Source organism: Capnocytophaga sp. H4358, from assembly GCF_002302515.1.
Classification (GTDB): Bacteria; Bacteroidota; Bacteroidia; order Flavobacteriales; family Flavobacteriaceae; genus Capnocytophaga; species Capnocytophaga canis.
Map to the genome: position 1 here is coordinate 1837905 of NZ_CP022380.1, position 17919 is coordinate 1855823.

The 17919-nt window shown below is 36.2% G+C and carries 14 protein-coding genes, 1 tRNA gene and 1 pseudogene; 7 read left to right on the top strand and 9 right to left on the bottom strand.

What is annotated here, in order from left to right:
- The first annotated feature begins 155 nt into the window (after positions 1-155).
- The 3 genes from CGC49_RS07875 (at position 156) to CGC49_RS07885 (ending at position 3593) form a co-directional block, all read left to right on the top strand.
- Positions 156-2375, top strand: coding sequence for an NADP-dependent isocitrate dehydrogenase (locus tag CGC49_RS07875; protein ID WP_095894023.1), 2220 nt, complete (start codon positions 156-158; stop codon positions 2373-2375).
- 140 nt (positions 2376-2515) lie between these two features.
- Positions 2516-3415 (top strand): DUF1835 domain-containing protein, encoded by a 900-nt coding sequence (locus tag CGC49_RS07880; RefSeq protein ID WP_095912321.1) that lies wholly within the window; start codon positions 2516-2518, stop codon positions 3413-3415.
- A gap of 104 nt (positions 3416-3519) precedes the next feature.
- Positions 3520-3593, top strand: a tRNA-Ile gene (locus CGC49_RS07885).
- A 159-nt stretch (positions 3594-3752) separates the two neighbouring features.
- Here the strand turns inward: CGC49_RS07885 and CGC49_RS07890 are convergent.
- From CGC49_RS07890 to CGC49_RS07905, 4 genes and pseudogenes are all read right to left on the bottom strand, one after another.
- Positions 3753-4441 (bottom strand): annotated as a pseudogene (locus CGC49_RS07890) (IS1 family transposase).
- A gap of 153 nt (positions 4442-4594) precedes the next feature.
- Complete coding sequence (locus CGC49_RS07895) at positions 4595-4942, bottom strand: transposase (protein ID WP_095912322.1); 348 nt, start codon at positions 4940-4942, stop codon at positions 4595-4597.
- A gap of 29 nt (positions 4943-4971) precedes the next feature.
- The gene (locus tag CGC49_RS07900) at positions 4972-5187 is read right to left on the bottom strand and encodes a hypothetical protein (RefSeq protein WP_042006077.1); all 216 of its coding nucleotides are present in this window, start codon (positions 5185-5187) and stop codon (positions 4972-4974) included.
- A gap of 79 nt (positions 5188-5266) precedes the next feature.
- A complete protein-coding gene (locus CGC49_RS07905) occupies positions 5267-5446 on the bottom strand; it encodes a hypothetical protein (protein WP_095912323.1) in 180 nt (59 codons plus the stop codon).
- Between the two features lie 131 nt (positions 5447-5577).
- Between CGC49_RS07905 and CGC49_RS07910 the strand changes: the two genes are divergently transcribed.
- A complete protein-coding gene (locus CGC49_RS07910; RefSeq protein WP_095912735.1) occupies positions 5578-7344 on the top strand; it encodes an aminopeptidase P family protein in 1767 nt (588 codons plus the stop codon).
- A gap of 299 nt (positions 7345-7643) precedes the next feature.
- Here CGC49_RS07910 and CGC49_RS07915 read toward each other — a convergent pair whose 3' ends face one another.
- The 4 genes from CGC49_RS07915 to trpS all read right to left on the bottom strand — a co-directional run bounded on the left by CGC49_RS07915 (position 7644) and on the right by trpS (position 13172).
- Entirely contained in the window at positions 7644-10493 is a 2850-nt protein-coding gene (locus CGC49_RS07915; RefSeq protein WP_095912324.1) for a DEAD/DEAH box helicase, read from the bottom strand.
- Positions 10494-10540: 47 nt separating this feature from the next.
- Complete coding sequence (locus CGC49_RS07920) at positions 10541-11272, bottom strand: YggS family pyridoxal phosphate-dependent enzyme (protein WP_095912325.1); 732 nt, start codon at positions 11270-11272, stop codon at positions 10541-10543.
- Between the two features lie 95 nt (positions 11273-11367).
- Positions 11368-12183, bottom strand: coding sequence for a 2,3,4,5-tetrahydropyridine-2,6-dicarboxylate N-succinyltransferase (locus tag CGC49_RS07925; RefSeq protein ID WP_042006035.1), 816 nt, complete (start codon positions 12181-12183; stop codon positions 11368-11370).
- 20 nt (positions 12184-12203) lie between these two features.
- Positions 12204-13172: a tryptophan--tRNA ligase gene (gene trpS, locus CGC49_RS07930; RefSeq protein ID WP_095912326.1), complete on the bottom strand. Its 969-nt coding sequence runs from the start codon at positions 13170-13172 to the stop codon at positions 12204-12206.
- 92 nt (positions 13173-13264) lie between these two features.
- Between trpS and CGC49_RS07935 the strand changes: the two genes are divergently transcribed.
- The 3 genes from CGC49_RS07935 to rplS all read left to right on the top strand — a co-directional run bounded on the left by CGC49_RS07935 (position 13265) and on the right by rplS (position 16547).
- Positions 13265-14026, top strand: coding sequence for a creatininase family protein (locus tag CGC49_RS07935; RefSeq protein WP_042006038.1), 762 nt, complete (start codon positions 13265-13267; stop codon positions 14024-14026).
- 168 nt (positions 14027-14194) lie between these two features.
- Complete coding sequence (locus CGC49_RS07940) at positions 14195-16093, top strand: LysM peptidoglycan-binding domain-containing protein (RefSeq protein WP_095912327.1); 1899 nt, start codon at positions 14195-14197, stop codon at positions 16091-16093.
- A 106-nt stretch (positions 16094-16199) separates the two neighbouring features.
- Positions 16200-16547 (top strand): 50S ribosomal protein L19, encoded by a 348-nt coding sequence (gene rplS / locus CGC49_RS07945; RefSeq protein WP_042006040.1) that lies wholly within the window; start codon positions 16200-16202, stop codon positions 16545-16547.
- A 229-nt stretch (positions 16548-16776) separates the two neighbouring features.
- On the opposite strand, the gene ald is transcribed toward rplS, so the two are convergent.
- Entirely contained in the window at positions 16777-17889 is a 1113-nt protein-coding gene (gene ald, locus CGC49_RS07950; RefSeq protein ID WP_095912328.1) for an alanine dehydrogenase, read from the bottom strand.
- Positions 17890-17919: the final 30 nt, after the last annotated feature.

Consider the following 17919-nt stretch of genomic DNA (forward strand, 5'->3'; position numbering starts at 1 on the left):
GTTTTTCTTCGTACGTAAACGAGAAATGCACTCATTACTTTCTTTTGAAGGTGATGGCTATTTTGAGATTTGTGCTAAAATATTTTAAGGGAATACTATTTTTTTTAGAAATAAAATGTTACATTTGTGGTTTCTTAATAAAAAATCATATAGTAATGACTCAAAAAGCAACAATAATCTACACTAAAACCGATGAAGCTCCGTTATTGGCGACCCATTCTCTATTGCCTATCATCAAACGATTTACGACTTCGTCAAATATTGATTTTCAGTTGAAAGATATCTCCTTAGCGGGACGTATTCTGGCGAATTTCCCTGATTTTTTGACCAAAGAACAACAGGTGGAAGATGCTTTAAAAGTTTTAGGAGAATTGGCAACACAACCTGAGGCTAACATCATTAAACTACCAAACATTAGTGCTTCAGTACCTCAGCTGATTGCTGCCATAAAAGAGTTACAATCCAAAGGATACGATTTGCCTGACTACCCCGAAAATCCGACTACCGAAGGAGAAAAACAGATTAAAACACGTTACGATAAAATTAAAGGAAGTGCCGTAAATCCAGTGCTTCGAGAAGGAAATTCAGACCGAAGAGCTCCAAAGGCAGTGAAAAACTACGCTAAAAAACACCCTCATTCTATGGGCGCTTGGAGCAAAGATTCATTGACCGAAGTAGCTACTATGTCCACAGGCGATTTTTACCACAGTGAAAAGTCGGTAACTACAGAAAAAGTAGACAACGTACGAATTGAGCTTACAACCGCTGAAGGAGAGAAAATAGTCTTGAAAGAAAAAACATCTTTACAGAAGGGCGAAATCATTGACGCAGCAGTGATGAGCAAAAAAGCCTTGCTTACTTTCCTAAAAGAACAAGTACAAGTGGCAAGAGATAAAAACATTTTGTTTTCATTACACATGAAAGCTACGATGATGAAAGTATCTGACCCTATTATTTTTGGACACGCAGTGCGTACCTTCTTCGCCGATATTTTTGAAAAACATGCAAATATTCTAAAAAAAATCGGAGCGGACGCAAATAACGGCTGGGGCGATATCATCGCTAAACTGTCGAATTTGGAAAATACTGAACGAGAGATTATTGAAAAAGATATTCAAACGGCTATCGAAAACGCACCTGCTTTGGCAATGGTAAATTCTGATAAAGGGATTACCAATTTACATGTGCCAAGCGATGTTATTATTGACGCATCAATGCCCGCAATGATTCGCAATTCAGGAAAAATGTGGAACGCCAAAGGCGAAGCTCAAGACACCTTGGCGGTGATTCCTGATAGCTCTTATGCAGGAGTTTACAAAGAAGTAATCGCATTCTGCAAAGAACACGGAGCTTTCGACCCAACTACTATGGGGACTGTTCCGAACGTAGGACTGATGGCTCAAAAAGCGGAAGAGTATGGCTCTCACGACAAGACTTTTGAAATCCCTGCGACGGGAATAGTGAACGTTATTGGGGAAGATGGAGTGGTTTATTTGTCTCATAATGTAGAAGTTGGTGATGTTTGGCGTATGTGTCAAGTGAAAGATGCGCCTATTCAAGATTGGGTAAAGTTGGCAGTTTCACGTGCTAAAGCAACCCAAACTCCAGCCGTTTTTTGGTTGGATAAAAACAGAGCCCACGATAATGAACTTATCAAAAAAGTGGAGGAATATCTTAAAAATTATGATCTCAACGGTTTAAATATCCAAATTTTATCACCAGAAGAAGCTACGGTTTATACGTTAAAACGCCTAAAGAAAGGGGAAGACACCATTTCTGTAACAGGAAATGTACTTCGTGATTACTTAACTGATTTGTTCCCTATCTTAGAGTTAGGTACCAGTGCCAAAATGCTTTCTATTGTACCTCTGATGAACGGAGGAGGATTGTTTGAAACAGGAGCTGGTGGATCTGCCCCAAAACATGTGGAGCAATTCTTGGAAGAGAACTACTTGCGTTGGGATTCATTGGGCGAATTTTTGGCATTAGAAGTTTCATTAGAGCATCTTGCAGAAACTTTCAACAATCCAAAAGCCTTAGTTTTAGCCAATGCTCTTGGTGAAGCTACCGAAAAAGTGTTGGAAAACAATAAATCACCTCAACGAAAATTAGGACAATTAGATAACCGTGGAAGCCATTTCTATTTAGCTTTGTATTGGGCTGAGGCTTTGGCTAATCAAGATAAAGATCACCAATTGGCAGGTGAATTTGCTTCTATAGCACAAGCGTTGAAAGATAATGAGACGAAAATCGTTGAGGAATTAGTAAGCGTTCAGGGACATCCTGTCAGCATTGAGGGATATTATGCTCCGAATGAAAAACGAACTTATGCAGCAATGCAACCAAGTAAAACATTAAATAGAATCTTGAGTTAATGTATTTAAAAGAGGCTATCTAACTGAAAAAGATAGCCTTTTTTATTACTCTTCATTATTTTTTTTCGAAAATAAAAATATATCATATTATTTTTTTTCGTAAGTTTGCGGATGGTCTGTACAACTAAAATAATGATATTATGAAACGAGTACTACATATTACTAACAACCAATCTGCCTCTGAAAAATTGCAACAAACCTACGCAAAATCGGAAGTAATCACTTGGAACGAAATGCTTTGTGAGGGAAAAACAACAACTGATGTAGGTAGTGAACATTTTTGGAAAAATCGGTATGATTTTTTTAAAAATGAATATAATACGGAAAAATCATCGTTTATTGAAACCGTTTTGAAGGAATATAGAAACCTATGCAATCAAAAAACACAAGATGAAATAGTATTATGGTTTGCAGAAGACTTACAAAGTCAGTTTAACATGATAGGTGTGATTTCATGGATAAAGCAACACCGCAAAAATATTCAAGTGTCATGGGTTAATTTACTTCCAAGCAGCCAAACTATTGAAAAAATAAAACTTGCCTACACCCAGCGACATCCGCTAATTCAAGATGATATCGAATATGCTGATTACATTTGGCAACTCTACTGTAGCAATTCTCCTCTGCAATTAGAAAAACACACCAAAAACATACAAACTCGCTTAACAGCACTGCCTAATGCTATCCAACTCCACTTGAAACGTTTTCCTTTGGTGGCGAATGGCTTAAATAACGTTGAGATAAATGTTTTAGAAACTATTTACCAACTCAATGGAAACCGAGATGCTGTGTTAAGTCACTTGGTAAAAAACGACCAAAAAATGGGATATGCTTCAGCTCAATATCAAAATCTGATTAATCGGTTAAGACCTTTACTTTCTTCATTAAATCCGTTAAAAATCAATGAAGATGCTGAAAAAGCACTCCGACAAGAGTTGAATGTTTACGCCTCACTGCGAAATGAACACGATTATTTTGGAGGTAGTTTAAAATACAATTTTTTGTATTATGAACCTGCTAATAAAATTATGAAGTTATAAAGGTTTCATATTTAACGACTTAAATACAATGGTGTAAAAATACTCTTTCTTTACTTGCGTAAGAAAAAAAAAAGATGTAATATTGCATCGTCTTACAGCGGACAGGTCTCATAGCTCAGTTGGTTAGAGCACCTGACTCATAATCAGGTGGTCGCTGGTTCGAGCCCAGCTGGGACCACAAAGAAAATCAAGGCTTTACAGAAATGTAAAGCCTTTTCTGTTTTTTATGTATGAAATGTTTTTTATAAATTTCTTGAGTCCTTTGCAAGAGCCATTTATCCTCTATTTTTCCTGTATTTAGGATGATTTTTTGGTAGTGTTTCCCAAAGTATGATACTCAAATCCACCCAAAATTGATGTAGAAAAACACAATTTCAAAGGCTTTTATATGGTTTTCAAACTTTTTTGAAAAACAACAAGTTTTCCTCACCGCTCGGCGTATCCGATGTCTCAAAAGTGTGTTGTTTCCTTCAATATCAGTAGTGTATTTTTTACCTACTTTATGTGTATATTCTTGAAAAACAGACGCAAAAGCTTCCCAATTATCTGTAAACTAACACCCAATTTCTTCAATTTCTCACGAAGTTTTTGGGCTGTTTTTATGTTTCGTTTGCCCCATACCCATGCTACAATTTCCTTTGTTTCAACAGAATAAGCATAAATCAACCACTTTTTATTCTTCTTTTTTCCTACAAAAGTCCAAAGTTCATCAACTTGTAACGATTTGTATTTGTTTTGTTTGGGTTTGATTTCTCGATTGAAATTTACCAAAACCGAAAGCACTTTTTTGATGCTAACCTTCTCAATTTCAGCAATATCACGAATACCTACATTTCTTGCCAAAAGCAAGAGAATTTTCGCAGTGATATGCGAAGCCCAACCTTTGTAGGTCAGATTATGATCGCCGATAAATTGGCGTTTACAGGTTTTGCAAAGATAGTTTTGTTTTTTGTTCTTTTTATTCCCATTTTTGACTATCTTTGTGCTTTGACAATTGGGGCAATGGAGTGTAATTGTTATTAGCATTCAACAAAAATACAACTTTATTCCCTGATTGTCAAATTTTTATACCATCATACTTTTTAAAACACGACCGATTTTTTTAGAAAATGTGTTTCTGAAAATTCGAAATTATGTTCTTTTTCATCATTTTTTCTCAATCTTTTGAGGCTATTTTAATTAAAATCTCCCTTTTTTGACCCATCTCGCTTCCTTATCTACCCCATCTTCAGCCACTTCCTTGAAAAAATGGTCTTGTTTTTCAACTTCTTTCTCGGACAACTTGTCTTCTTTTCGGTCTTGGGCGATTTCAAAAGTTTTCGGCTTTTTCGAATGAAACGAACTCTGCGTAATACTGGCATCTACCTTTATGCCTTGATGGATGATAATTCTGTGTTTTTCTAACTGATGATTGATTTCCGAAAGCAAAGAATCAAAGGCTTTCTTTTCGGTAAGCTCGGTGCGAAATCGGTTTAAAACACTGTAGATCGGAACATTATCCTCCAGCTGCATACCGCAGAATTTCATCGCCGATAGGCTGTCGTTTACATACTCTTCTACCTTGACATCCGATAGGTTGTTCCCATCCCGATGAGTAGCATTTTGAAAAGCAGGAGCCCATCGTAAGGTTTTTCACCCGAGGCGGAAAGTCCTTTTTGATAATGTTGGTCAATGATAGCGGAAATGGTTTTCCAATTGATAATGGTATCGACTTGTGCATAAAAAGAGCCTTTTCGGGTGCGTCTTTCTACATCGTAAGCAGCAAAGGACATAGCGGATAGGGTTTTGGTGCTTTTGATAAAGTAGATATACAAAATAATCACCTAATAATCAAATAATTAAAAAGTTATTTTAGGGAGATTTGTCTTGCAAAGGTCTCTTATTCTTTAAATCAGCAAAATGACCGTCAATAGCATTAGTTGTATTGGGAATGCCTAATTCATAATTATCATACCAAGTAAACAACCAAGGCAGATTGTTTTTTAAACTTCTGTAAGCACTTTTAAGTTTTTTATGTGTATAAAAACACAACTATCCGAAATTTTTATTTTAAAAATTTCGGATAGTTGTGACCCAAAATATTTTAAAAATTCTTGTCTTTTTTTTAAAATAATCCTACATTTGTGGATTAGGTACAGAAAATAAAATTAAAAGCATATATGATGAAAACGTCAGAGAAATTATTATTATTACGAAAACAAATGCAAACCGAAGGAGTGGATGCGTTTGTAGTATTCAGTGCCGATCCGCATTTAAGTGAATATTTACCAAAAGAATGGCTTGAACGTCAGTGGATTTCAGGATTTACAGGGTCAGCGGGATTTGTGGTTATTACCGAAGATAAAGCAGGTTTATGGACGGATTCTCGTTATTTTGTACAAGCTCCTATAGAACTTGAAGGGTCGGGTATTGATTTGTTTAAAGAAGGTGTGGAAGGTACACCTGACTATACGGATTGGTTACTTTCAGAGCTTCCTGAGAAATCGGTAGTTGCTGTGAATGCATTAGCAACATCACATGTAGCTTGGGAAAAATTGGAAAAGGCACTAGCTACTAAACATATTGAATTGAAAGACAACCCTTTGTTAAATAAAGTTTGGGTAAATCGAGAGAAAAGTCCTTTACATTCAATTTTTGTACATCCTGACAAATGGGCGGGACAAACGGTGGCAGAAAAATTGAAAGCTATCCGCGAGAAAATGAAGCAACAAAAAGCAAACCTCCATATTATCACAGCTTTGGATGATGTAGCTTGGACACTCAATCTCCGAGGGAGTGATGTAGCGTACAATCCTGTATTTCTGGGTTATATAGTTCTTTCTAATGAAGATGCTTTTTTGTTTGTTGATACACAAAAAGTTACCGATGAGGTGAGAGCTCATTTGACCCAAGCAAACGTAACGATAAGGGCTTATTCCGATTTCTTTCCATATCTTACAGAAATAAAAGATAAACAGATTCTTATTGCACCAAATACAAATCAGGCGATTTTCAAGGCAATTCAAGGGAATGTGCTTATCCAATCTCCTGTTCCTGGAAATTTAATGAAGGCGGTAAAAAATGCTACCGAATTAGAAGGTTTCCGTACCGTAATGGTTCGTGACGGTGTAGCTTTAGCTAAATTCTTTTATTGGCTCACACATCAAGTAGGTAAAGAACCAATGACAGAATACAGCATAGGGGTTAAGTTAAGAGAATTTCGAGCGGCTGGAGAAAATTTCGTAGGAGAAAGTTTTGGAAGCATTGTTGGATATCAAGGAAATGGAGCTATAGTGCATTATTCTGCTCCTGAAACCGGTAGCAAAGAGGTGTTTGCGGAAGGAAGTATCTTGGTAGATTCTGGAGGACAGTATTTAGAGGGGACAACCGATATTACGCGTACTATACCGTTAGGAAAAGTATCGCAAGAGTTTATCAATGATAGTACGTTGGCTCTTAAAGGGATGATTCAACTCTCGTTGGTGAAATTCCCCAAAGGAACACGTGGTGTACAGCTGGATGCTTTTGCACGTATGGCTCTTTGGAAAAATAACAAAGACTATGGACATGGTACAGGACACGGTGTAGGTAGTTTTATGAACGTGCATGAAGGCCCTCAAAACATTCGTAAGGATATGAACCCACAGGAGCTATTGCCAGGAATGGTTTGCTCAAATGAACCAGGTTTTTACTTAGAAAATAAATATGGGATTCGACATGAAAATTTAGTTGCTGTTAGAGAAGTCTGTAAAAATGAGTTTGGTACATTCTGTGACTTTGAAACCTTAACTCTTTGTCCGTTTATGGCAACTGGTATTAATCCTACACTTTTGACTGATGACGAGAAGCAATGGCTGAATGCTTATCACAAAACTTGTGAAGAGAAAATCGCTCCACACCTGGAAGGCGAAGTGAAAACTTGGTTTTTGGAATTGGTGAAACCTCTGTAGGTCTGTTCAAAAAAAGAGTATATGCTACTGTATATCAGATAAATAATTTATAAATCTGCTACAAACGAATCCCCGAAGTTCGGCGAAAACCGAAAATCGGGGTTTTGTGTTAAAAATTGAATTCCAATGCTACAAAATTTTTAAATAGAAAAGAATAGTTATACCTTTTAGACGCCAAATTGTTTTTTCTGATTTTCAAAGCTAAAAAACAACCAAAAAAAGAAAGAAATCCAACAGTTGGGATGAAGTTGGGTGTTTTTTAACACTCTGAAAGAAAATTAGATATTTTACAAATGAACCTAAAGAATTTCATCAATATGTTGCATCACATCGTGGATGATTGCAGTATCGTCCACGATGTTTTGTGACAATTCTTTTTTCGACTCCTGCAAACGAATGATTTTCTCCTCAATGGTGTTTTTTGATACAAAACGAATAACGTTCACCTTGTTTTTTTGCCCTAAACGATGAGCTCTGGCAATGGCTTGTTTTTCGGAAAAAGGATTCCACCAAGGATCCAAAAGCAACACATGAGAGGCTTTAGTGAGATTCAACCCTACTTCACCTGCTTTGAGCGAAATGAAAAAGAATATAACTTCTGGCTGATTTTGAAAGGCTTCTACTTCCTTTTTCCGCTCATCCGTTGGTACACTTCCTGTCAATTTCGCATATTTTAGATTATTTTCAATGCACCATTGTTCAAAAATTGCCAAATGTGACACAAAACTACTAAAAACTAATGCTTTTTGTGATGAATTAGCTATTAATTCCATATAACTAATAACCTCTTCATACTTTCCAGAGGGTATATCGCTGTTTTTCTCCACCAATTTAGGATGATTACTAATTTGACGTAAACGCATGAGCATATTTAAAGCATTCAGTTGCGAAATCTGTCCATCAACTTGTAGTAATTGATTGCGAATTGCTGATTTTTCACGTTCATACCATTTTTCTTGAGCCTCGGAAAGCTCACAATAAGTGATTTGTTCTGTAAGTTCAGGCAAATCATCCAATACTTGCTCTTTTGTTCTGCGGAGCAAAAACGGCCTGATGATTGTTTTTAATTCCTCCAAAACAATGGGATCCTTTTTCTTTTCAATGCCTTGCTTAAAATATTTCGAAAACTGAGAAAAGCTTCCCAATATATTTGGATTTATGAATTGCATTTGCGACCATAAGTCACTGAGGGAGTTTTCGATAGGTGTTCCACTGAGTGAAATTTTATGCGTAGCTTTGATATCGTGAATAGCTTTGAAAATCTGCGAGTTTTTGTTTTTAATTCGTTGACTTTCATCTAAAATCACATATCGAAATTCATGTTTATGGAATAACTTAGCGTCTCGTGTCACAATAGGGTAGCTGGTGAATATTACATCGTAATTCTGCAAACGATTAGATTTGCCTTTGCGCTCATTACCAACATATTGCGTACATTTCAGATGCGGTGCAAAGCGTTTAGTTTCGTCATACCAGTTGAACACTAACGATGAAGGCAAAATTACCAAGGCTTTTAGCGGTTCTTTCTGCTGCACACAATCAAATAAATCGGTTGGAGTGGTATTTTCCTGCATGGGCAATCGGTCGTGAATATCAACCAACAAAGCGATGGTTTGCAAGGTTTTTCCTAAACCCATGTCGTCCGCCAAACACGCTCCCAAGCCGTTGTAATGATGATCCAAAAGCCATTGCACTCCTTCCTTTTGATAGGGTCGAAGCGTAGCTTTCAAATTAGGAGAAGGAACATATACTACATTGTTTATCAACTGTTTAGGTTGCAACTCAGGAGTGTCGTTCAACAGAGCATAATTACTTTTAGGCAACTGCAATTTACCTTCGTTCACTTTACTGAATTTTACAATTGTTCCATAGCGGGCAAACCACTCTTCGGGAATTAAAAAAACAGTTCCGTCAGGCAATATATAAACTGGATTATTTTCCTTAATATTTTTGACTAATTCCTTAAAATGAAACGTATTATTCCCTTTTTTTACATGGATTTTCAAATCAAACCAATCATTTTCGGTATATATGTTATCAAAAATAAGCTCAAAATTGTCTTTATTTAGTTTTTTACCTTCAATTTCTATGGAATTCATGTTGATATTCTCAGAAATAAAAGCAGAACTGTGTCCCAAAAGATGATATACTGACGCATAAAGACCTTCTTTTTGAACGAAAAATAAACCATTTTCCTCTTCAAAACCTATTTTCCTAAATAAATCATATATTTTTTCTTCAGACGATGTATCTCTTTTATAAGTTATGATTTGTATGGCGTTATTTTCATCTACTTCTAGAACAGAATGGGAAATTCGACCTTGGTTACTGAAAAAAACATAACCTCCATAATTGAATCCCACCGAAATTTTATAGCGATTTTCAAAAAAATCATTAACTAAACGCAATTCCGATGACTGAATACTATTTTTTTGTAAAACGTTGAACCCTATGGCATTGATTTCTACTTTCTTAAGAATTTCTTTAAGAAACTTATCGAAATATTCATGAACCATTTTCTCAGGAATATGAACTTCAGTTTTATTCAAAAAAGGTTTTATGTTCAATGCTTTAATATGATTCACACGCATTAACTCTCGATTGATAACAATCCATGATTTTTGATTGTTCAACAATTCAATTTTTTGTTCCGAAGGAATCATCTTAGTGTCATTGTCATACAAAAACAAACGATAGTTAATTCCTAAGTTTGTTTTTTCAAACTCTAAAAAAGGTTTTATGATTTTTTCACTAACCTGAATGCGTTTTTTAAAAATTTCATCCCTACTACTGTATTCTAAAGTGGTTATAAATTCATTTTTGGCAATAATCTCTAATAAAACATCCGTTTTTTCTTCAATATATCTTTGAATAAGTTGTTTTTGAGTGATGTTTTTATAAATAATTTCTAAGGAACTGCCTTTTTTTACAAATTTTTGCAGTAATACTGTTCGTTGTAAGCTATTAACTAAGACCAAAGCCTCTTTTTGTTGTAAATTTATGGATAACTCAGGTAATCCTAACAACACGGAATCCGTAGCTTTTTTTAAAAAATACCACGCCTTGCCTTTTTGCTGAGCAATATAAGCATTAGGCAGATAAACCGAAAAATCAGTGTCAAACGTAAAATCAAAAAAAAGTAAATACATATTCTTAGCGATGAAGTTCTTGTTTGTACTTTGGAAAAAAAATTGTGTTAATGATTTTCATTCCAGTAATAACTATCTGAATATATACGTTTTCCAAAAATAGCTGTTCCAACTCGGATGATTGTTGCTCCTTCCTCAATGGCGATTTCTAAATCATTACTCATTCCCATTGAAAGTTCAGAAACATCTACATTTGTTATGTTCAATCCGTTGATTTCTAATTGTAAATTCTTTAATAATTGAAAACATGGTCTAACTTCTTCTGATTTTGCACTGAATAAACCTATAGTCATCAATCCTTTGATGTGTAGTCGATCAAATTGAGCTACCTCTTGCACTAAAGCAATGGCTTTTTCTGGAGCTATTCCAAATTTACTAGCCTCGTTCGATGTGTTTACCTGAATGAAAACATCCATATTTTTATTTTCGTAAGCCAATCGCTGTTGCAATTTTTGAGCTAGTTCAATTCTGTCAAGCGATTGAATACAATGGATATTATATCTTAGAATTTCTTTTATTTTGTTAGTTTGCAGATGCCCAATAAAATGACTCGTATGTGGGATGTCCTTCAAAGCATCATATTTCTCTTTGACCTCTTGCACTTTGTTTTCAGCAATGAGCGTATATCCTGCATTCAATGCTGTTTTTATCCGCTCTGCATTAACCGTTTTGGTTGCCAAAAGCAATTTTACTTCCTTTGGATTTCTTCCTACTTTCTGACAAGCATTTTCAATTCGTGCTTGAATTTGATTTATATTTTCAGTAATATTTTGATTCATTGGGGAACAATAATAAATTTAGACCTCACCAAGCATGAATATCATATAAAGAAATATCAAACTTGGTAAAGTCTAAACAGTTTAAAAATAGATATTTACACCGAAACGTTATATTCTCTCAAAGCGTCATTCAATGAAGTTTTTTTGTCGGTGGAAGCCTTGCGTTTTCCGATAATCAATGCACATGGCACTTGAAATTCACCTGCTGCAAATTTTTTAGTGTAACTTCCTGGGATAACTACCGAACGCTCTGGAACATATCCTTTCAACTCTATCGGAGTTTCTCCTGTTACATCAATGATTTTTGTGGAAGCTGTAAGTACCACGTTTGCTCCCAAAACAGCTTCTTTTTCCACTCGAACGCCTTCCACTACAATACAACGCGAACCAATGAAAGCACCATCTTCTATAATCACAGGAGCCGCTTGTAAAGGTTCTAAAACCCCTCCAATACCAACACCTCCGCTCAAATGTACATTTTTCCCAATTTGAGCACAACTTCCTACAGTTGCCCAGGTATCAACCATGGTGCCTTCATCTACATATGAACCTATATTAACGTAGCTTGGCATCAAAATCACGCCTTTTGAAATATAAGCTCCATGCCGAGCGACTGCATTAGGAACTACACGGATTCCTTTCTCTTCATAGCCTCTCTTCAACGGAATTTTGTCGTGATACTCAAAAATTCCCGCTTCTAAGGTTTCCATTTTCTGTATCGGGAAGTACATCACAACGGCTTTCTTAACCCATTCATTTACCTGCCATCCGTTTTCAGTAGGTTCTGCCACACGCAACTTTCCACTATCCAACAAATCAACTACTTTACGAATAGCGTTTTGTACGCTTTCATCTTTAAGAAGCTCTCGGTTTTCCCAAGCTGCTTCTATCGTATTTTTTATTTCTGTCATACTGTTATAGTGTTGTTTTTTTAATATCCTATTTTTTCACGTACCCTTTTTAGTACGTTTGTTGCTATTTTTTGTGCTTTTGAAGCTCCTTCTTGTAATATTTTCTCCAATTCGTCCAAATTTTCCATATAATAATGAAATTTCTGACGCGGTTCGGAGAATTTTTCTAAAATAAGTTCATACAAAGCCTGTTTTGCTTGTCCATAACCATAGTTTCCTCCTTCGTATAGATTTCGCATAGTTTGTGTCTGTTCATCCGAAGCCAACAGCTTATATAGAGCAAAAACTTTACATGTATCTGGTTTTTTAGGTTCTTCAAGCGGTATACTATCGGTTTGGATACTCATCACCTGTTTGCGAAGTTGCTTTTCTGGAAGAAAAATATTGATGTAATTATTGCGTGATTTACTCATTTTCTCTCCGTCTGTTCCAGGGATAATCATAATTCGCTCCTCAATTTTAGCCTGTGGTAATACAAAAGTTTCGCCCATTTGGTGGTTGAAACGCGAAGCCACATCACGTGTGATTTCGAGATGTTGTAACTGATCTTTGCCTACGGGTACAATTTGGGCATCATACAAAAGGATGTCAGCTGCCATTAACATTGGATACGTAAAAAGCCCCGTATTCACATCTTCCAAACGATCTGCCTTGTCCTTAAATGAGTGAGCAAGTGTCAAACGTTGGTAAGGGAAAAAGCAACTCAAATACCACGTAAGTTCCGCTGTTTGAGGCACATCACTTTGTCTATAGAACGTAATTTTATTATAATCCAACCCAAAAGCCAACCACGTAGCCGCTACGCTATATGTGTTTGCTTTAAGTTCTTGACCGTTCTTAATTTGGGTAAGCGAGTGCATATCCGCAATAAAAAGAAAAGATTCATTTTCAGGATTTTGAGCCATTTCTATTGCCGGCATAATTGCTCCAAGTATATTGCCCAGATGGGGAGTTCCTGTACTTTGAATGCCGGTTAAAATTCGTGCCATATTCTTTGTTTTTTTAAATAAAGTCTACAAAAGTACAAAATCATTTTTATTTTTTGTAACTTTGCATGCTACTTAAATCAAAATTACTCAAAATGAGACCATATATCTTAGCAGAAACAAATTGGAAGACTATCCAAAAAACTAATTTTAGCATAGCCGTTTTACCTTGGGGAGCTACGGAAGCACACAATTATCATCTGCCTTATGCCACCGATGTAATTGAATCGGAATGTATTGCTTCTGAATCGGCACGAATTGCATGGGAACAAGGTTGTAGAATCATCGTACTTCCTGCCATACCTTTCGGAGTAAATACGGGACAAGCTGACATTACCTTAGATATCAATATCAATCCAAGCACTCAATTGATTTTACTTTCGGACATTGTCGAAACCCTCAACCGCCAGAACATTCATAAATTAGTGGTACTCAACAGCCACGGCGGTAATGATTTCAAGCCTATTCTACGAGAATTAGGGCTAAAATTTCCTAAAATGCATATTTCTGTGTGCAATTGGTTTCAAAATGGAGAGAAAAAAAACTATTTTGACCAAATTGGCGACCATGCCGATGAGATGGAAACCAGTTTGCTAATGTACCTGCGTCCTGAATTAGTACTTCCTTTGTCTGAGGCAGGCGAAGGTAAAGAGAAGAAACATAAAATAAAAGAATTTACAGAAGGTTGGATGTGGTCAGAACGCAAATGGTCAAAAATCACTGCCGACACAGGTGTCGGTAACCCTAAATTAGCTACCGCTGAAAAAGGAGAGCGATATTTTAAGTTCATCACTGAAAAAATTGCTAATGTGTTCATTCAGTTGGAAAAACTGGATGTTGAGCACCCATACGAATAGTCAGAATCTAACCTCATACTGATTCTCCGCATCGCTTTCCTCTATTGAAAGTAAAGACTGTTGATGCTGAGGTTAAAAAAATATTAATTTTTTGAGTTTATTGCGTTTGTTCTCAATGAATGCAATATCTTTGTGCATTCAATTACTAAAAAAAAGTGTAATACAAATATGAAAAAAATTACCTCTATCGTTTTTTTCCTCTTGTTTGGAGTGATCTTCGCCCAACAGCAGACCCATACAATTAAAGCAAATGAGAGTATTGACCACATTGCTAAGACTTATCGTGTGTCACCATCCGATATTTTTAAGCAGAATCCAGGACTTAAAGATAGTATGAAAAAGGGTATGGTGATTGTTATTCCAAGTGGAAAGGTGAAATATTACAGTACACAACGCCCAATGGGATTTATACCGCATACAGTGGAAGCTAAAGAAACATTCTTCGGGCTTTCTCAAAAGTACAACATCACCATCGATGATATCAAACGGTATAATTTTGATTTATATACACGTGGATTACAAGAAGGAGAATTAATCTCAATTCCAATTTTCAGTAGAGCTACTGGGACAGTTGAAAAAGGTGTGCAAGGACAAAAAAAATACGTAGTAAAACCTCAAGAAACCCTGTGGCGTATCGCTCGTGAACATAACATCAGTCAAGCAGAATTAGAAAAAATGAACCGTGGAGTTACGGCAAGTAACCTCAAAGATGGCCAAGAAATTTGGGTACCTGCCGTTGAAAGTGTTGCCTCAAAACCAAATCATAGAACGGATTTAGTGCCTTACGCTGTAGAAAAAGCTGAGGGTTTTTATAGTTTGCAACGTAAATTTGGCTTGTCAGAGGCAGAACTTATCAAATTGAATCCTGAATTAAAAGATGGTGTAAAGGCCGATACTCAAATTTGGATTCCGAAGGAAAATTACAATCGATATCGCTATTCAATGACCTCTTTTGAGGAAAAAAGTTTTCCAGATTCGAATCAAAATGTGCAATCGCTATCATCGACAGAAAATGTACGTCAGTTATCTTTTGTGCTTCCTTTCAGAATATCAGATATTTCGGAAGAAAACAAATCTGCCGCACTTCGTACACGCTTAGGAGACAATCGTGCCACGCCTATGGCAACGGATTTCTATTCGGGAGCTATGATTGCCTTAGATTCATTACAAAAAATGGGGTATTCGTTTAAAGTCAATGTGTTTGACAGTGAAAATAACAACATGAAAAATATAATCGCCGATGAGAATTTGCTAAACTCACAGCTAATTATTGGCCCTTTTTCAGCGAAATCGTTTAATGACCTGACAAAACATGTTACCAATGTTGCGGTATTGGCTCCTCTATCAAACCGAAATATTGATTTAAATCCAAACGTATTTCAAACACTTCCAACTGATGAGGTACAACAAAACAAAATGATTACTTACATTTCTGAAAATCACTCAGATGCAAACATTTTAATTTTGGCAGACTCTAAGAACACTGCGGTTCGTGAACGATTAGCAAGTAGTTTTCCGAACGCAAAAATCGTTACTGAAGTTACTGCAAAATCAATTCCTAATGCCATTGATTACAACCGTCTGAATTTTGTTTTGATTCAATCCAATGATATTGGCTATGTGTCCAACGCGGTGCGTGTGCTACACGGAGCTTTATCTCTTAAAAAGAACGATATTTCTCCAAAAATTATCTTGGCTACTATTGATAGAGGAAGTGTTTTTGACTCTAATAACATTTCTAACAATCAGTTATCGGATTTGCAGTTCACCTATCCTACTTTCAATAAATACTCCAACGGAGATGACAGTTTTTCGCAACGCTATGTGAAAACATATGGTGTTTTGCCTAACCGATATGCTATTAGAGGATTTGACATTACAATGGATGCCGTACTGCGATTAGGAGTTACTGGAAACTTTGAACAATCAACATCACATGTGGGCGAAACTTCCTACTTAGAAAATAAATTTGCCTATCAACGCAACCCTTACAAAGGTGGAGGTTACGAAAACCAAGGTGTTTTCATCGTTAAATACGAAAATATGGAAGTAAAAGAAGTAAAATAAACTTGTATTTTCAAAAATAATATCTAAATTTGCACTCGATTTGGTCAACCTCTGGCGAAAGACGTGAATGTTGCCCAATGATAACTAAATTATATTTTAAATTTTTATGGAACCTTTATTAAAGTACGTACAAGACAATTTTGTAGAAAGAAAGGATTTTCCTGAATTTTCATCAGGTGACACTATAACAGTGTACTATGAAATTAAAGAGGGAGATAAAAAACGTACACAGTTTTTCAAAGGCGTAGTGATTCAACGTAAAGGAAGCGGAGCTACTGAAACATTTACTATCAGAAAAATGTCTGGAACAGTAGGTGTAGAGCGTATTTTCCCTTTCAATTTGCCTGCTCTTCAAAAAATCGAAGTGAACAAAAGAGGTAAAGTTAGACGCGCAAGAATCTACTACTTCAGAGGACTTACAGGTAAAAAAGCTCGTATTAAAGAAGTTCGCTAATCGAATTAGTGAATATGTAAAAGTGAAAAATGAATTTCAAACTCATTTTTCACTTTTTTTATTTAAGGCTATCCAAAAAAATCGTTTGAGTTAAATTTAATCTGTAACAACCTGAATTAAAATAAATTAACTTTTTAAAAGTTGCAAAGATCTATTTTTTTAAGCCTATTTTCTTCTATATTTTTACAAGAGGATAGTTTCTTGCTACGTAATCACTATACTCCTCGCATTATTTTAGAAATTCACTTACTGGTGTATACTCTAATCCAAAGGTATTTGCTACTGCTTGATAGACCACTTTTCCTTGGATAATATTCAATCCTTCAGCTAAACCTCGGTTGTCTTGACAAGCTCGTTTCCATCCTTTGTTTGCCAAATCAATAGCATACGGAAGTGTAGCGTTTGTTAGAGCCAACGTAGAAGTGTAAGGAACAGCTCCAGGTATGTTGGCTACACAATAGTGAACGATACCATCAACTTCATATACAGGGTTGCTGTGGGTTGTTACTCGTGAAGTTTCAAAACATCCACCTTGGTCAATAGCAACATCCACCAATACAGAACCTTTTTTCATCAATTTGAGCATATCGCGAGTGATTAAATAAGGTGCTTTTGCTCCAGGAACCAACACTGCTCCAATAACTAAATCGCAATGAGCCAGTTCTTGCTTGATATTGTACTGGGATGCAAACAAAGTTTTTATATTTTTAGGTAAAATTGAATCCAACAAACGTAGCCTTGGAAGCGAAATATCCGCTATCAGCACATTAGCACCTAATCCTGCGGCTATGATAGCGGCATTATAACCTACCACTCCACCGCCTAATACCAGTACACGAGCTGGATGAACTCCTGGCACTCCGCCCATAAGCACCCCTCGTCCTCCTTGAGGTTTTTCTAAAAAACGAGCTCCTTGCTGAGCTGCCATACGTCCTGCCACTTCCGACATGGGAGTTAGTAGTGGCAACGAATTGTTTTCAGTGACCGTTTCGTATGCCAAACATACAGCTTTTTGTTTTATCATAGCATGGGTGAGAGCTTCTTCTGCTGCAAAATGGAAATAGGTGAAAATCAATTGGTTTTCACGTATTAAATCATATTCAACCGCAATAGGTTCTTTCACTTTGTAAATCATTTCCGATTGAGCATAAATCTCCTCTATAGTTGGCAACAACTTAGCTCCAGCTTCCACATATTCCTCATCAGAAAATCCACTGCCTTCACCCGCCGTTTTCTGGACATAAACCGTATGTCCGAATTTTACAAGTTCATTCACGCCACTTGGAGTGGCTCCAACACGATTTTCATTGTTTTTAATCTCTTTTGGAATTCCTATTATCATAATAAATACATATTAAAATTGAAGCCATAA

Excerpts from the sequence above, each read along its gene's own strand:
- CGC49_RS07875 (WP_095894023.1), top strand. The coding sequence starts at position 156 with ATGACTCAAAAAGCAACAATAATCTACACTAAAACCGATGAAGCTCCG.
- CGC49_RS07880 (WP_095912321.1), top strand. The coding sequence starts at position 2,516 with ATGAAACGAGTACTACATATTACTAACAACCAATCTGCCTCTGAAAAA.
- CGC49_RS07895 (WP_095912322.1), bottom strand. The coding sequence starts at position 4,942 with ATGAAATTCTGCGGTATGCAGCTGGAGGATAATGTTCCGATCTACAGT.
- CGC49_RS07900 (WP_042006077.1), bottom strand. The coding sequence starts at position 5,187 with ATGTCCTTTGCTGCTTACGATGTAGAAAGACGCACCCGAAAAGGCTCT.
- CGC49_RS07910 (WP_095912735.1), top strand. The coding sequence starts at position 5,578 with ATGAAAACGTCAGAGAAATTATTATTATTACGAAAACAAATGCAAACC.
- CGC49_RS07915 (WP_095912324.1), bottom strand. The coding sequence starts at position 10,493 with ATGTATTTACTTTTTTTTGATTTTACGTTTGACACTGATTTTTCGGTT.
- CGC49_RS07920 (WP_095912325.1), bottom strand. The coding sequence starts at position 11,272 with ATGAATCAAAATATTACTGAAAATATAAATCAAATTCAAGCACGAATT.
- CGC49_RS07925 (WP_042006035.1), bottom strand. The coding sequence starts at position 12,183 with ATGACAGAAATAAAAAATACGATAGAAGCAGCTTGGGAAAACCGAGAG.
- trpS (WP_095912326.1), bottom strand. The coding sequence starts at position 13,172 with ATGGCACGAATTTTAACCGGCATTCAAAGTACAGGAACTCCCCATCTG.
- CGC49_RS07935 (WP_042006038.1), top strand. The coding sequence starts at position 13,265 with ATGAGACCATATATCTTAGCAGAAACAAATTGGAAGACTATCCAAAAA.
- CGC49_RS07940 (WP_095912327.1), top strand. The coding sequence starts at position 14,195 with ATGAAAAAAATTACCTCTATCGTTTTTTTCCTCTTGTTTGGAGTGATC.
- rplS (WP_042006040.1), top strand. The coding sequence starts at position 16,200 with ATGGAACCTTTATTAAAGTACGTACAAGACAATTTTGTAGAAAGAAAG.
- ald (WP_095912328.1), bottom strand. The coding sequence starts at position 17,889 with ATGATAATAGGAATTCCAAAAGAGATTAAAAACAATGAAAATCGTGTT.